The following is a 14201-nucleotide window of genomic DNA, read 5'->3' on the forward strand; positions in this document are numbered from 1 at the left end:
ATGACCGGCACCCCCGCCCTCACTGACACCGTACCGCAGAGCCGCTCGTCGCGGATGGCGGGCCAGTGGACGCGTGTGGCGATGACGTGGCTGCCGTTTGCTGACGCTGCCAGTGCCGAACTGCCCCTCCCCCGCCTGCTGCGCCTCGCGCTGTTTCAGGTGAGCGTGGGCATGGCGACGGTGCTGCTCAACGGCACGCTCAACCGCGTGATGATCGTGGAGCTGCATACGCCGGCCTGGCTGGTTTCGCTGCTGATCGCGATGCCGCTGCTGTTTGCGCCGCTGCGCGCGCTGATTGGGCACAAGTCCGATACCCACCGCTCGGTGCTCGGCTGGCGGCGCGTGCCCTATATCTGGTTCGGCACCCTGATGCAGTGGGGCGGGCTTGCGATCATGCCCTTCGCGCTGCTGCTGATGAGCGAGACGCGCACGTTCTACACCGGCCTCGGCGGCGGCGCGCTGGCGTTCCTGCTGACGGGCGCGGGGCTCCATGTGACGCAGACCGCCGGCCTTGCGCTGGCGACGGACCTGGCCCGCGAAGACAAGCGCCCTCGCGCGGTCGCGCTGCTTTATGTGATGCTGCTGCTGGGCATGATGGTTTCGGCCTTCGTGATCGGCGGCCTCCTCGTGCCGTTCACCCCCACCCGGCTGGTGCAGGTGATCCAGGGCGCGGCGGTCGTCACGCTGGTGCTCAACATGACGGCGCTGTGGAAGCAGGAAGGCCGCAATCCCCGCGCGACCGCCATGGACCGCGAGACGCCGGAATTCAGCGATGTCTGGCGCGAGTTCGTAGCCGAACCCAATACGGTGCGCCTGCTGACCGCCATCGGCCTCGGCGCGGCAGCATTTGCCATGCAGGATGCCCTGCTCGAACCCTATGGCGCAGAACTGCTCGGGCTTGCCGTTGGTTCGACCACCATGCTGACGGGTTCGTGGGCACTGGGCGCGATTGCTGGCTTTTCGCTTTCTACGCGGGTGCTGGAGCGCGGGTTCGATCCGCTGCGGCTGGCCGGCGCGGGCATGGTCGGCGGGATCTGCGCTTTCATCCTCGTGCTGCTCGCGGCCCCGCTCGGCTCGCCGCTGCTGCTGGCGCTAGGCGCTGGTTCGATCGGTTTTGGCATCGGGCTGTTTTCGGTCGGCACGCTCATCGCGGCAATGTCGCTGGCGCGGCGCGGCGATTCCGGCGTGGCGCTTGGCGCGTGGGGCGCGGTGCAGGCAACTGCTGCGGGCAGCGCGCTCGCGGTGGGCGGCGTGATCCGCGACACCGTATCTTGGCTCAGCGGCTCGGGTGGGCGCGGCGTGGGTTATGCCACGGTCTACAGCCTTGAAATCGTGATGCTGATGGCTGCGCTGGTGGTTCTCGGGCCGCTGGCAGGCAAGCGCATCGGCCTGTCGGGCGACTTGCCCGGTGGGCAGATGGCGCTGCCAGAGTTTCCGACGTGAGTGCGAATACTTGACTGAGGTGGTGGAAATTGCGGCCTCCGGGGCCCTGATCCGGGAAAGGAAAGTTCGATGAAAACCGCATATGTAGTTGGCTCGATCGACGTCGCGGAAATCGCCCTCTGGGCGTTCTTCCTGTTTTTCGTCGCGCTGGTGTTCTGGCTGCGCCGCGAAGATCGCCGCGAAGGCTATCCGCTCGAGGACGAGATCAACGGGTTCATCGAAAGCGTGGGTGGCCCGCTTTCGACTGCGCTCCCCAAGACCTTCCGCCTGCCGTTCGACCGCGGCACCGTGTCGATGCCGGTGGGCCCGACCGAAGGCCGCGAGCCGGTGGACATCGCCGCCAAGCGCTTCGAGAACTTCCCCGGCGCGCCTTATGTGCCGACCGGCAATCCGCTGGTCGATGGCGTCGGCCCGGCATCCTATGCCAACCGTGCCAAGTGGCCCGATCAGGACGCGCATGGCCGCGCCCGCATCGTGCCGCTTTCGACCGAGGACCACATCTCGGTGTGGAAGGGCGGCCCTGATCCGCGCGGCATGAAGGTGACGGCTGCCGACGGCAAGGTCGCGGGCACCGTGACTGATCTGTGGATCGACCGCGCGGAGCACCAGGTCCGCTACCTTTCGGTGGAGACCACCAGCGGTAAGCATGTGCTGGCGCCGATGGCGATGGCCACGGTGAGCGCTTCGGGCGTGAACATCGATGCGATCAACGCGGCTGACTATGACGCCGTGCCGCAGCTTGAAAGCGCGACCGAGATCACCCGCTACGAGGAAGAGCGCGTGATCGGCTACTTCGGCGGCGGCTATCTCTATGCCAACGCCGGCCGTCAGGAGCCGCTGCTGTGAGAGAGCACGATATCGAGCCGATCCGCGGCCTGCCGGGTGATCTGCCTCCGGGTGAGGCGATCCTCTGGCAGGGTTCGCCCGATGCGTGGGTATTTGCCCGCAGCGCATTGGGCGCACGGTGGATCGGCGGATACTTCGCGCTGCTGGTCGGCTGGGCGATGGTCGGCGGTACGCCGCTGGGTGCGCTGATCACGGCAGGCTTCGGCCTGCTGGCGATCGGCCTTGCCTATGGCTTCGCGCTGCTGGTGGCGCGCAGCACGGTCTACACGATCACCAACCGCCGCGTGGTGCTGCGCATCGGTGTCGCACTCAGCAAGTGCATCAATCTGCCGCTGGCGAAGCTGGGCGGCGCCGATCTGCGCAATCTGGGCGCCGGGTATGGCGACATTGCCCTGACCCTGCAGGGTTCGAGCATGCTCGGCTACGCGATGCTCTGGCCGCATGCCCGGCCCTTCCGTCTCGCCGCGCCGCAGCCGATGCTGCGCGCCCTGCCGAATGCGGCCGAAGCTGCGGGCATTCTCGCCAAGGCAACTGCGGCGATCGTGCAGGTGCAGCAGCGCACTGAAGCAACCGCAAGCGCACCGCGCCCTGTGCAGAACCTGGGCGCAAGGGAGGCAATCGCATGAGCCTGGTCCACGATCACGAGCAGACGATCCCCAAGGGCGCCCTCGCATCGGCACTGGTGCTTGTGATGACCGCGCTCGCGCTTACCACGCTGGTCAAGGTCGGTGTGCTGAGCCGCGAGGCAGTGCCTGCGGTGGTGCGTACCGAGGCGCATGTCGCCCCGGCCATGGTGCGCCAGCTCAGCTTCACCGACCGCAAGGACGGCGCGGTGGTGGTGCAGGACGTGACGACCGGCGAGACGGTGCGCGTGCTGGTCGATGGCGTCCCCGGCAACGGCTTCGTACGCGGCGTGATGCGCGGCATGGCGCGCGAGCGGCATATTCGCGGTGTCGGCATGGCCCCGCCTTTCACGCTCACGCTGTGGAAGAACGGTGGGCTGACCCTTGATGACAAGGCCACCGGCCGCTCGATCGAGCTCGGCTCGTTCGGACCTGACAACCGCGCAGCCTTCGACGCACTGCTGCCCGGAGGCGCCTCCTGATGAGTGGGGCCAGCTTCGATACCCCTTGCCGCATCGAGATCGAGCAGACGCCCGAACACTTTCACGCGCACGTGCGCCTTGCCGGCGATATCGAGCTGCAGCCGGGCGACCGGGTGAAAGTCCATGGCGCACCGATCCGTGTTGATTTCGGTCAAAGCCTCGCAATCGACCGGATGGCAACCGTAACACGGGCGGGTCCGCTCGTGCGGCTCTGGATCAAGCTGGCCGCTTATCTCGACCTCGCCGAACTCTACGAAGTCAGCTTCACGCCCGGGAGAACGTCATGAACGCCCCTACCACGATCGACCCGAAATCGTCCGCCCACGAAGAGTTCAGCCGCGCGGCAGCCGCCGCCGGGCTCGACTTCGACAACGGCAGCAGCGGCAAGGTCGACACGATGGCCATGGCCCGCGCCGAAACGGTGCTGAGCCCGCGCTTCTACACCACCGATTTCAACGCACTCGATGCGATCGACGTGAACCCGGTGCGCCGCGAGTGGGACGACCTGATCGCGGAGATGCAGGCGGATCGCAACAAGCTGCATTTCAAGCGCACGGAAAGCTTCGAAGGTATCATCGAGGGCCTCGAGCCGGAGCTACGTGAGGAGTTCACCGACTTCCTCGTCAGCTCGATGACGTCGGAGTTCTCGGGCTGCGTGCTCTATTCCGAGATGGCGCGCCGCACGCGCAATCCTGACATGAAGATGCTGTTCAAGCTCCTCGCACGCGATGAAAGCCGCCACGCCGGGTTCATCAACGAGACGCTGAAGGATGCCGGAATCGGCGTCGACCTTGGCTTCCTGACGAAGTCCAAGAAGTACACCTACTTCCGGCCCAAGTTCATCTGGTACGCCGTCTACCTCTCTGAAAAGATTGGTTACGCGCGCTACATCACGATCTTCCGGCACCTCGCCAAGCACCCGGAGCACCGCTTCCACCCGATTTTCTCGTGGTTCGAGGAATGGTGCAACGACGAGTTCCGCCACGGCGAAGCCTTCGCCCTGCTGATGCGCGCCGATCCCAAGCTGCTCACCGGCCTGAACCGCCTGTGGATCCGCTTCTTCCTGCTCTCGGTCTACGCGACGATGTATGTGCGCGATCATGCGCGGCCCGTGTTCCATAAGGCCCTGGGTGTCGATCCGACCGAGTATGACTACAAGGTCTTCTCGGTCTGCACGACGATCACCCGGCAGGTCTTCCCGATCGAACTGGAAACCGATCACCCCGCCTTCCGCCGCCGCATGGACGATCTGCTGAACGCCAGCAACCGCATCGCCGCCGGCAAGGCACGGGGCGGCCTGGTCGGCACGGTCCAGCGCTATCTCGGCGTTGCCAGCGCAGGCCTCGCCTTCGCGCGCATGTATTTCCACCGCACGCAGGAGAACGCCCTTCCCGCCACGGTGAGGATGCAGCCTTCGTGGTAACCTTTTCGGGCCACGCCGTGCCCATGATGGTCACGCTGCTCGTGTGGTTCTTCGCCACCGGGCTGATCGCGTGGCTGGACAACCGCGACCGTGCGACCTTTCCGCGCGCCCTCGCGCTGGCGGGTGCGGGCGGCATTCTCGGGCTTGTCGCGGTGGTGGTCGGCTCGGTCATGCCCGGCATGGCGGGTGCCTATGTGGGCTTCATCGGCGCACTGATGGTTTGGTCATGGCACGAGGCGAGCTTCCTGATGGGCGCCGTTGCCGGGCCGCGGCGCGAGCCAAGCAATCCCGCCGCGCGCGGGTGGGACCGCTTCATCGATGCTGGCTCCACGCTGATCTACCATGAGATCGCCCTCGCCCTCACCGCGCTGATGCTGATGTCGCTGGGCTGGAACGCACCCAATCCGACGGGCGCCGAAGTCTTCGTGCTGCTGCTGGCGCTGCGGCTGGCGAGCAAGTTCGCGCTCTTTGCCGGGGTGCCGAGCCAGGTTGGCGATCTGCTGCCGCCGCACCTCGATTACCTGCGCAGCTATTTCGGCCCGCGCCGCTTTTCGCCCGCGCTGGGCCTTGCGCTGATCTTCACGGTTTGCCTCGCGGCCCTGCTCGGCAGGGCGGCGCTGGCCGCACCAGCCGGCAGCACCGAGGCGGTGCGCGCCAGCCTGCTCTTCGCGATGGCCGCGCTCGGCGTCCTCGAACACGTTTTTCTCGCCTTGCCGTTTCGCGACGGTGCTCTCTGGGGCTGGGCTCTGCCCGGTCGCAACAACCGGATCAATGCCTGAGCAATCAGGCCTAAAGGATTACAAGGGAAGGGGTATTTCGGCCATGGATTATGAGGCCTTCTTTACACAGGAACTCGACGGCATCCGCGGCGAAGGGCGCTATCGCATCTTTGCCGAACTGGAGCGCCATCGTGGCTCCTTCCCCAAGGCAACCCGACATGTGGATGGCGGCACGCAGGAAGTGACCGTCTGGTGTTCGAACGACTACCTCGGCATGGGCCAGAGCCCCAAGGTGCTCGAGGCAATGCACACCGTGCTCGACGAATGCGGCGCGGGCGCGGGCGGCACGCGCAACATTTCAGGCACGAACCGCCACCATGCGCTGCTCGAGGCCGAACTCGCCGATCTCCACCACAAGGAAGCCGCGCTGCTGTTCACTTCGGGCTATGTCTCGAACTGGGCGGCGCTGGGCACCCTTGCGTCGCGCCTGCCCGATTGCGTCGTGTTCTCCGATGCCGGCAACCATGCCTCGATGATCGAGGGCATCCGCCACAGCCAGGCCGAGCGCGTGATCTGGAAGCACAACGACTGGCGCGATCTTGACCGCAAGCTGAGCCAGGTCGCCCCCGGCCGCGCCAAGCTGGTGGCGTTCGAGAGCGTCTATTCGATGGACGGTGATATCGCGCCGATCCGCGAAATCGTCGAAGTCTGCGAGGCGCATGGCGCGCTTTCCTACATCGACGAAGTCCACGGCGTTGGCCTCTATGGCCCGCGCGGCGGCGGCGTGGCCGAACGCGAAGGCCTGATGGACCGCATCGACGTGATCGAAGGCACGCTGGGCAAGGCCTTCGGCGTGATGGGCGGGTATATCGCGGCCTCTGAGGCGCTGTGCGACTATGTCCGCAGCTTCGCCTCGGGCTTCATCTTCACCACCGCGATCCCCCCTGCCCTCGCTGCCGGCGCCTGCGCCAGCATCCAGCACCTGAAGGTAAGCGGCCACGAACGCGCCCGCCACCGCGACCGGGTGAGCACGGTGCGCCGCAAACTGAATGCGCTCGGCATCCCGCACCTCGACAACCCGAGCCACATCATCCCGGTGATGGTGGGCGATGCGCGCAAGTGCAAGATGATCAGCGACTGGCTGCTCGACAACCACGGCATCTACGTCCAGCCGATAAACTACCCGACCGTACCGCGCGGCACCGAACGCCTGCGCATCACGCCCTCGCCCGTCCACACCGACGGCGATATCGACCGGCTGCTGGAAGCGCTGACCGATATCTGGTCGCAGTGCGAACTGGCACGGCGTTCGCACGCGGCCTGAGCGAACCTGAAAATGCAAGGCCCGGCTCCCCGCGATGGCGGGGGGCCGGGTTTCTTGTTGGTCCGCCAGTAACCCGCGCCCTAGCCGAATGCCATTGGCAGGCGGTGCTCGATCCGCATGGCCGCGATGGCCCAGCCATCGGCCGTCCGTCGCATGGTCGGATGGTATTGCCCGGCCTCGATCGGCACGATGCGGCCTTGGGCGCCGAATGTACCGGCAGGCCAGCCGCCTTGCGGCACTTCGGCGGCCATGATGCTGAACACCATGAACTGCGCGTCGATGGTAGCCTCGTCGCCAGCAATGCTGATGATCGGCGCGCTGATGACGTTCTGGCTCCACGCCCGTTCGCCATGCGGGGCCATCATTGCGCGCACTGCGGCACCGATGGCCTCGCGCCCTTCCAGACGCCCGAGCGAACGCTGCGCGCCGCCGACGGCGTCGATGATGTCGATGATCGCATCAGGTGTGAACAGTGCCGTCATCGCCTCAGGGTCGCGCTGGTCGTGCGCCCGGGTGTATCGGCCGAGCAGGTTCAGGATCAGGGTTTCGTCGCTCAGGGACATCACACGGTCCTCGATCCAGCTTCACCGGAGCGCAGGTCGAAGCTCTCCCCGACCCATTCTTCGCTCTTGGCCCAGAGCGCTTTGGCCGTCTCGGGATCGAGCGCGTAAGTGCGCACACCCGGGCTGCCGAAGCCGATGCTGAGTTCATCGCTTAGGACGGGTGAGACCTGGCAATCCTCGCAGTACCGGCCGCCGACGGCATCGGCATCGGCAACGAAGCCGGCCCAGAGCGAAGTCGCCGCACCTTGCTGCGGAGTCTTCCGTTCCATTTGCGGCTTCCCTTCTTTTGCGAGGTCCGCATTGATCTGGTCGAAGAGCTCCTGCAGCTTCTCATCGCCCATATGGCGGGAAAGCTCGGTCTTGATGCCGCCGGGATGGACCGCGGTCGCCCGCAGACCGAGCGCGCGGTAGCGGCGGTCAAACTCGGCCGCGAAGAGGATGTTGGCCGTCTTCGAACGCCCGTAAGCGATGAACGGTTCGTAAGTCGTGGTGGCGAAATTCGGGTCCGCCAGATCGACATTGGCGAACCGGTGCCCTGAGGACGCCAGCATCACCAGCCGGGCGCCGGGGCGCATCAGGCCCGCGATCCGGTTGACGAAGACGAAATGCCCGAGGTGGTTGGTGCCGAACTGGGTCTCGAAGCCATCGGCGGTGAGCCCGAACGGCGTCGCCATGACACCGGCATTGGCGATCACGAGATCGAGCGGCAGCTGCGCCGCATTCAGCTGATCCGACGCGCGCCGGACGCTCGCAAGGTCGGCAAGATCCAGCTCGACAAGCTGTAAGGCGTTGCTGTCCACCCCGGCGTCGGTCAGCGCGGTGACGGCCTTGGCCAGATCCCGTGCGGTGCCGATCACCTGCGCGCGGTGGCTGACAAGGGCGCGCGCGGTCTCGACGCCAAGGCCTGCCGAAACGCCGGTCACGAGGACGCGCTTTCCGGCGAGGTCGATGCCTGCGAGGACATCGTCAGTGGTGGACCTGCGGTCGAAGGTTCTGGTCTGCGTGGACATGGTCAATCTCCTGCTGTTGGGCGGGAGATGGGGGCATTCAGGTTCGGCCGGTAGTGCATAAATTTGCAGCCATTCCATTCAATTTTGAATGGAGCCGTGCGGCCATTGCAACATGCACAGGCTGCCTCAGGCACTGACGAAAATCACCTGCCAAGCGCACAACAAAAAACGCCGCCCCCTTTCGGGAACGGCGCTTTTGTTTGGGCGGAAGCCGAAGCTTACTTCGTCGCGCTGGTCAGGTACGCGATGACGTCCGCACGGTCCTGGCCCTTGGGCAGGCCGGCGAAGGACATCTTGGTGCCCGGCACGACGCGCATGGGCTTTTCGAGGTACTGGTACAGCTTCTCGGGCGTCCAGGTGATGCCGCTTTCCTTGTTCGCGCTGGAATAGGAGAAGCCGGCGACCTCACCAGCCTTGCGGCCGATAATGCCATGCAGCGACGGCCCGATGCGGTTCACGCCCGGATCGATCACGTGGCAGGTCTTGCACTGGGTAAAGACCTTTTCGCCGGCCGCTGCATCACCCTTCATGTCGGCAAACTTGGTGCCGTCGATGGTGGTGACGTCATCAGCTGCAATCTTGGCAGGGGCAGCGGCAGGCGCGGCGGCGTCAGCAGCCGGTGCAGCAGCGGCAGGGGCTTCAGCAGGCGCTGCGGCCTCTTCCTTCTTGCCACCGCAGGCTGCCAGGGCGGCAGAAAGGGCGATCAGTCCGAGGTATCCTCTCAAATTGCTCATGGCCACTCCTTCATGAATTGGGGCAGTTCCATCCTGCCGAATATGACGAAAATTGCAGACCGGCAACGGACAATGACGGCGCAGCAGGCGTGGTTCGTGTACGTTACACACTTTTAATCTTCACGGCGGATCGGGGCCTGCGCAATTGTCCTCAAGGGCATGTCGCGCGGGGGCCAGCGATCTGCCATCGCGCGGCGGTTTTGTGCGCCTTTGCGCCACCCTTTGACAGGAGCGCCGCAGCGCCCCTAAAGGCAAGGCGAATGAGGGTTTGGCCGTTCTCCGTACTCGTCGATGAACGCCCGTCCGGCGCGCAAGGGAATGCGTCCGGCGAACTCTTGCTGATCCTTCTGCTGAGCGCGCTGGCGGCCCTGCCCGCGATCTGCGCGCCGGTGCTGCCGCTGATCGATCTGGGCGGGCATGTGGCGCGATATGCGGTGCAGCTCGATGCGGGCCGCTCGGAAGTCCTGCGCAGTTGGTACAGCTTCGAATGGGGCCTGCTGCCCAACCTTGGCGTAGACCTCCTGGTGCAGCTGCTCGCCCCCGTCATGGGGCTGGAGCCTGCGGTCCACCTGATCGTGGGATCGATCCCGCCGCTGACCGTTTCGGGCATGCTGCTGCTATCGCGCGCCGCGCATGGGCGGATCGGGGTCAATGCGCTGTTTGCGCTGCCGCTGGCGATCTCGCTGCCCTATCTCTACGGCTTCGTGAACTTCGCGCTGTCCATCGCGCTGGCCTTCCACGCCATGGCGCTGTGGATCGCGCTGGAACGGCGGCCGGTGCTGCGCACTGTGCTGTTCGTGCCGATCGGCTTCCTGCTGTGGCTCTGCCATCTGGTCGGCTGGGCGGTGTTCAGCCTTGTTGCGGGGATGACCGCGCTGGTGGCGAACTGGCGCGGCGGCAAGGGTGTGGTCGGCACCGTTCTGGTGACCGGCATGATGACGGCGCCGCTGCTGCTCGGCCCGATCATCGGCGTGCTGACGGCGCGGCCGGGCAAGGAAGCCGTCGCGCTGCTCGCCAACAACGATGCCCCGCGCAAGATCGTATGGCTGATCATGGCTATGGCCGATCGCTGGCTGGTGTGGGATGCGGCGGGCGCGGGGATCATCGCGTTTGCGCTCTACATCAGCCTGCGCACGCGCGGGTTCCGGGTGAATGCGGGGCTGATGGCGGCAGCGCTGGCGCTGCTGGGCATTTACCTGCTGATGCCCGATACGATCATGGGTTCGCGCTTTGCCGATATGCGGCTTGGGCCGGTGATCCTTGCGCTGCTCGTTCTGGCGAGCGCGCCCAATGCGGACCGGGACGGCGCGCATGTCGATCCGCGGCTGATGCGCTGGCTGCTGATCGGCGGCCTCGTGTTTTCCGGTGCGCGGCTGGCCACCAATACCGCGAGCATGACGCTGGCTGGGCGGCAGTTTGCCGAAACACTGACGGCGATCGAGGCGGCGCCGCGGGGCGTGAACCTCGTGTCGCTCTATATCGACGAGTGCAAGGGCTGGAACACCGACCGGCGGCGGCACATCATGGGCTATGGCCTCGCGCGGCGGCACTTGTTCGACAACGGGCAGTGGCAGCTGCCGAGCGGACAGCTCATCAGCATCCACGCGCGGCGTCTTGCTCCGTTCGACCGGGATCCTTCGACGATCACATTCAAGGAGCCCTGCGGCGAATCGCCTGCGCTGCCGGATGTCGTGGCCGCGATCCCGCACGCGGCGCGGTTCCTGTGGGTGATCAGGATCGATCCGGGCACTCGCCTCCCCGGATGGACGCCGCTGCGCAGCACCGCAGACAGCGTGCTCTACCGCCGCTTGCAAACTCAATCTAATTGATAGACTATAACGACAAATCTTCAGAGCAGGATGCCACACATGACTGATCTCAGCAAAGCCAAGCCCGAGACCCTTGCCCTCCACGCCGGCTGGCGCGCCGATCCGACCACCGGTTCGGTCGCGGTGCCGATCCACCAGACGACCTCGTACCAGTTCCATTCGACCGAGCACGCGGCGAACCTCTTCGCGCTCAAGGAACTGGGCAACATCTACACCCGCCTCGGCAATCCGACGACCGATGTGCTGGAACAGCGCATGGCCGCGATCGAAGGCGGCGTTGCGGCGCTGGCGGTCTCCTCCGGCCAGTCGGCGACGACGCTGGCGATCCTCAACCTTGCCAAGGCGGGTGACAATATCGTTGCCTCGACAAACCTTTACGGGGGCACGTGGAACCTGCTTGCCAACACGCTGCGCGACCTTGGCATCGAGACGCGGTTTGTCGATCCGGCGGACCCGGAAGGCTTCCGCCGCGCGACCGATGACAAGACCCGCGCCTATTACGCGGAATCGCTGCCCAATCCGAAGCTGGAGGTGTTCCCCATCGCCGAAGTGGCGGCCATCGGGCGCGAATACGGCATCCCGCTGATCATGGACAACACCGCCGCGCCGCTGCTCATCAAGCCGTTCGAACACGGCGCGGCAGTGGTGGTCTATTCCGCCACCAAGTACATCGGCGGGCACGGCACCTCGATCGGCGGCCTCATCATCGATGGCGGCAACTTCGAATGGGACGCCTTCCCCGAGCGCCAGCCGCACCTCAACACGCCCGACGCGAGCTATCACGGCGCGGTCTGGGCGCGCGATATCAAGCCGCTGGGGCCGATTGCCTACATCATCCGCGCGCGCGTGATCCTGCTGCGCGATTTGGGCAACGCGATCTCGCCGTTCAATGCGTTCTCGCTGATCCAAGGGCTTGAGACGATGCCGCTGCGCATGGAGCGGCACTGCGAAAACGCGGCGAAGGTGGCGGCGTTCCTTTCGAACCACCCCAAGGTTTCCTCGGTGATCCATCCTTCGGTCGCTACGGGCCGGGCGGCGGACCTGGCAGCCAAGTACCTCACGCGCGGTCAGGGCGGGCTGGTCGGCTTCGAACTCAAGGACGGCGCGGAGGCCGGCAAGCGCTTCATCGACGCGCTGAAGCTGTTCTACCACGTGGCCAACATCGGGGATGCGCGCAGCCTCGCGATCCATCCGGCCTCGACCACCCACTCGCAGCTTTCGGCGGAAGAGCAGGCGGCGACCGGTGTCTCGCCGGGCTATGTGCGCCTTTCGATCGGGATCGAGCATATCGACGATATCCTCGCCGATCTGAGCGCGGCGCTCGACGCAGCTTGACGCCCATTGCCCCCACATCTCTCATGCTGAGCTTGTCGAAGCATCTGGCGCGACCGTAGCGCCAGCACCCCCTTCGGCTGCCTGCTTGCAGCAGCCGCTCAGGACATGCTTCGACAAGCTCAGGGTGAGCGGGATTGGGAGAAGTTCAAAGCAGCCGACCTCAGTACCCCACCGCCATGCCGTCCTTGCGGTGGTCTGATCCGCCGCGATAGGCGCCCGTGCGCGGGTCGATCATGATGCCCTGATAGCCGCCCATTTCCGAGCCATCGTCGCGGATCACCTTGTGGCCGCGCGCGGCAAGGTCTGCGCCGACGAGATCGTAGAGCCCGCTTTCAAGGCGCAGTTCGTTCGACTGCTGGTTGTGGTTGAAGCGCGCGGCGTCGCTGGCGCTCTGGACGTTGGCGCCGAAGGCGAGGAGGTTGGCGAGGACTTGTGCCTGCCCCTGCGCCTGCTGGCCGCCTTGCATCACGCCGAACGAGAAGAAGGGCTTGCCGTCCTTCGTCACGAAGCCGGGGATGATCGTGTAGAACGGGCGCTTGCCCGGCGCGATGGCGTTGGGGCTGGCGGGATCGAGCGAGAAGGCATTGCCGCGATTGCTGAGGACGAAGCCGTAGCCGGGCACGGTGACGCCGGAGCCGAAGAAATCGTAGACCGAGTAGATCAGCGAGACGACATTGCCCTCCTTGTCCGCCGTGGTGATGTAGGCCGTGCCGCCGAGTGCTGGCGCATCGGGGCCGATGGCGGCGGACTTCTTCATGTCGATCCGGCTGCACTGCTGGGCGGCGTAGTCCTTTGAAATCAGCCGGGCGACGGGAATGGCGGAATAATCGGGATCGCCGTTGAAGCGCTTCAAGTCGGCATAGGCGAGCTTCTTGGCCTCAACCATCAGGTGCCAGTAATCCGCCGAGCGCGGGCCGAGCGGGCCGAGGCCGAGCTTGGCGGGGCAAACTTCGAGCATGTTCATGATCTGGAGCACGGCGAACCCTTGCGTGCTTGGCGGCATTTCGTGGATCGTGGTGCCCTTGAACGTGGTGCTGATCGGTTCGACCCAGCGGGCGCGGATCGTATCGAAGTCCGCAAGCGCAAAGCCACCGCCAAGGCTTTGCGATTTGGCGACAATCGCCTTGGCGATGGGGCCCTTGTAGAACGCATCGCGGCCATCCTTGGCGATCAGGCGGAACGCGCCGGCAAGGTCAGGATTGCGGAAAATGTCCCCCCAGCCGAGCGACTTGCCGCCGGGCATGTAGGTCTTGGCGGAATCCGGGTCCTTGGCGAGCAGCCTGGCGCTGACCTGCCATTCGCCGCCGATGCGCTCGGTGAGCGGGAAGCCCTGATCGGCAATGCGGATCGCAGGCTGGAGTGCGGGGCCGAGGCCGAGCTTGCCATAGCGCGCCAGCAGCACTGACCAGCCATCGACCGCGCCGGGAACGAGCGCGGCGTGGATGCCTTCCTCCGGCATGCTCTTGCCGAACATCTTGCGGTAGCGCTCAAGGTTCGCCCCGCTCGGCGCGCGACCGGCGGCATCGAGCGCGACGAGGCGCTTTTCCTTGGCGACCCACGCGATCACGAACATGTCGCCGCCGATGCCGGTGGCCTCCGGCTCCACCACGTTGATGGCGGCGGCGGTGGCGACGGCGGCGTCGAAAGCATTGCCGCCGGCGTGGAGCACTTCGAGCCCGGCTTCGGACGCGAGCGGCTGGCTGGTGGCGACCATGCCGTTGAGCGCCATGACTTCGGAACGGCTTTGCGCGGTCCAGCCCCCTGCCCGGTCTCCCCGGACGGCATCGAAGCTGCCGGGTTCGGCGTGGCCGGCGAGCGGCAACAGGGCGAGGAGCGCCGCACCGGTGGCAAGTCGGAGGCGATAGGGCAC

14 protein-coding genes are annotated in these 14201 nt (G+C 65.9%); 10 read left to right on the plus strand and 4 right to left on the minus strand.

Features of this window, described 5'->3' with window-relative positions; genetic code table 11:
* The 8 genes from NSE01_RS03985 to hemA all read left to right on the plus strand — a co-directional run bounded on the left by NSE01_RS03985 (position 1) and on the right by hemA (position 6860).
* Complete coding sequence (locus tag NSE01_RS03985) at positions 1 to 1443, plus strand: BCD family MFS transporter (protein ID WP_147158327.1); 1443 nt, start codon at positions 1 to 3, stop codon at positions 1441 to 1443.
* Between the two features lie 69 nt (positions 1444 to 1512).
* Positions 1513 to 2289 carry a photosynthetic reaction center subunit H gene (gene puhA / locus NSE01_RS03990; protein ID WP_147158328.1) on the plus strand — a complete coding sequence of 259 codons (777 nt, stop codon included), beginning with the start codon at positions 1513 to 1515 and terminating at the stop codon, positions 2287 to 2289.
* Positions 2286 to 2915 carry a photosynthetic complex putative assembly protein PuhB gene (puhB, locus tag NSE01_RS03995; protein WP_147158329.1) on the plus strand — a complete coding sequence of 210 codons (630 nt, stop codon included), beginning with the start codon at positions 2286 to 2288 and terminating at the stop codon, positions 2913 to 2915. Before puhA ends, puhB begins: the two co-directional genes overlap by 4 nt.
* On the plus strand, positions 2912 to 3394 hold the full coding sequence (gene puhC, locus NSE01_RS04000) for a photosynthetic complex assembly protein PuhC (protein WP_147158330.1): 483 nt from the start codon (positions 2912 to 2914) through the stop codon (positions 3392 to 3394). Before puhB ends, puhC begins: the two co-directional genes overlap by 4 nt.
* Positions 3394 to 3681, plus strand: a complete 288-nt coding sequence (locus NSE01_RS04005) for an O2-dependent cyclase accessory protein (RefSeq protein WP_147158331.1) — start codon at positions 3394 to 3396, stop codon at positions 3679 to 3681. The genes puhC and NSE01_RS04005 overlap by 1 nt, the downstream gene beginning before the upstream one ends.
* A gap of 110 nt (positions 3682 to 3791) precedes the next feature.
* Positions 3792 to 4817 carry a magnesium-protoporphyrin IX monomethyl ester (oxidative) cyclase gene (gene acsF / locus NSE01_RS04010; RefSeq protein WP_147158384.1) on the plus strand — a complete coding sequence of 342 codons (1026 nt, stop codon included), beginning with the start codon at positions 3792 to 3794 and terminating at the stop codon, positions 4815 to 4817.
* Positions 4811 to 5596 carry a putative photosynthetic complex assembly protein PuhE gene (gene puhE / locus NSE01_RS04015; protein WP_147158332.1) on the plus strand — a complete coding sequence of 262 codons (786 nt, stop codon included), beginning with the start codon at positions 4811 to 4813 and terminating at the stop codon, positions 5594 to 5596. The genes acsF and puhE overlap by 7 nt, the downstream gene beginning before the upstream one ends.
* A gap of 43 nt (positions 5597 to 5639) precedes the next feature.
* The gene (gene hemA, locus NSE01_RS04020) at positions 5640 to 6860 is read left to right on the plus strand and encodes a 5-aminolevulinate synthase (protein WP_147158333.1); all 1221 of its coding nucleotides are present in this window, start codon (positions 5640 to 5642) and stop codon (positions 6858 to 6860) included.
* Positions 6861 to 6940: 80 nt separating this feature from the next.
* Here the strand turns inward: hemA and NSE01_RS04025 are convergent, their stop codons facing one another.
* The 3 genes from NSE01_RS04025 to NSE01_RS04035 form a co-directional block, all read right to left on the minus strand.
* The gene (locus tag NSE01_RS04025) at positions 6941 to 7423 is read right to left on the minus strand and encodes a nuclear transport factor 2 family protein (protein WP_147158334.1); all 483 of its coding nucleotides are present in this window, start codon (positions 7421 to 7423) and stop codon (positions 6941 to 6943) included.
* Complete coding sequence (locus NSE01_RS04030; RefSeq protein ID WP_147158335.1) at positions 7423 to 8433, minus strand: SDR family NAD(P)-dependent oxidoreductase; 1011 nt, start codon at positions 8431 to 8433, stop codon at positions 7423 to 7425. The genes NSE01_RS04025 and NSE01_RS04030 overlap by 1 nt, the downstream gene beginning before the upstream one ends.
* Before the next feature lie 218 nt (positions 8434 to 8651).
* Positions 8652 to 9167 (minus strand): c-type cytochrome, encoded by a 516-nt coding sequence (locus NSE01_RS04035; protein ID WP_147158336.1) that lies wholly within the window; start codon positions 9165 to 9167, stop codon positions 8652 to 8654.
* 260 nt (positions 9168 to 9427) lie between these two features.
* Here NSE01_RS04035 and NSE01_RS04040 point away from each other — a divergent pair, with 260 nt between their 5' ends.
* Both NSE01_RS04040 and NSE01_RS04045 read left to right on the plus strand, forming a co-directional pair.
* Positions 9428 to 10996 carry a GtrA family protein gene (locus NSE01_RS04040; RefSeq protein ID WP_147158337.1) on the plus strand — a complete coding sequence of 523 codons (1569 nt, stop codon included), beginning with the start codon at positions 9428 to 9430 and terminating at the stop codon, positions 10994 to 10996.
* Between the two features lie 39 nt (positions 10997 to 11035).
* Positions 11036 to 12331: an O-acetylhomoserine aminocarboxypropyltransferase/cysteine synthase family protein gene (locus NSE01_RS04045; protein WP_147158338.1), complete on the plus strand. Its 1296-nt coding sequence runs from the start codon at positions 11036 to 11038 to the stop codon at positions 12329 to 12331.
* A gap of 160 nt (positions 12332 to 12491) precedes the next feature.
* Here the strand turns inward: NSE01_RS04045 and ggt are convergent, their stop codons facing one another.
* The gene (gene ggt, locus NSE01_RS04050; RefSeq protein WP_246135017.1) at positions 12492 to 14201 is read right to left on the minus strand and encodes a gamma-glutamyltransferase; all 1710 of its coding nucleotides are present in this window, start codon (positions 14199 to 14201) and stop codon (positions 12492 to 12494) included.

The organism is Novosphingobium sediminis (genome assembly GCF_007991615.1).
GTDB lineage: Bacteria > Pseudomonadota > Alphaproteobacteria > Sphingomonadales > Sphingomonadaceae > Novosphingobium > Novosphingobium sediminis.

Bases quoted from the DNA above. Each gene is read 5' to 3' on its own strand.
- NSE01_RS03985 (WP_147158327.1), top strand. From the start codon at position 1: ATGACCGGCACCCCCGCCCTCACTGACACCGTACCGCAGAGCCGCTCG.
- puhA (WP_147158328.1), top strand. From the start codon at position 1,513: ATGAAAACCGCATATGTAGTTGGCTCGATCGACGTCGCGGAAATCGCC.
- puhC (WP_147158330.1), top strand. From the start codon at position 2,912: ATGAGCCTGGTCCACGATCACGAGCAGACGATCCCCAAGGGCGCCCTC.
- NSE01_RS04005 (WP_147158331.1), top strand. From the start codon at position 3,394: ATGAGTGGGGCCAGCTTCGATACCCCTTGCCGCATCGAGATCGAGCAG.
- acsF (WP_147158384.1), top strand. From the start codon at position 3,792: ATGGCCATGGCCCGCGCCGAAACGGTGCTGAGCCCGCGCTTCTACACC.
- hemA (WP_147158333.1), top strand. From the start codon at position 5,640: ATGGATTATGAGGCCTTCTTTACACAGGAACTCGACGGCATCCGCGGC.
- NSE01_RS04025 (WP_147158334.1), bottom strand. From the start codon at position 7,423: ATGTCCCTGAGCGACGAAACCCTGATCCTGAACCTGCTCGGCCGATAC.
- NSE01_RS04030 (WP_147158335.1), bottom strand. From the start codon at position 8,433: ATGTCCACGCAGACCAGAACCTTCGACCGCAGGTCCACCACTGACGAT.
- NSE01_RS04035 (WP_147158336.1), bottom strand. From the start codon at position 9,167: ATGAGCAATTTGAGAGGATACCTCGGACTGATCGCCCTTTCTGCCGCC.
- NSE01_RS04040 (WP_147158337.1), top strand. From the start codon at position 9,428: ATGAGGGTTTGGCCGTTCTCCGTACTCGTCGATGAACGCCCGTCCGGC.
- NSE01_RS04045 (WP_147158338.1), top strand. From the start codon at position 11,036: ATGACTGATCTCAGCAAAGCCAAGCCCGAGACCCTTGCCCTCCACGCC.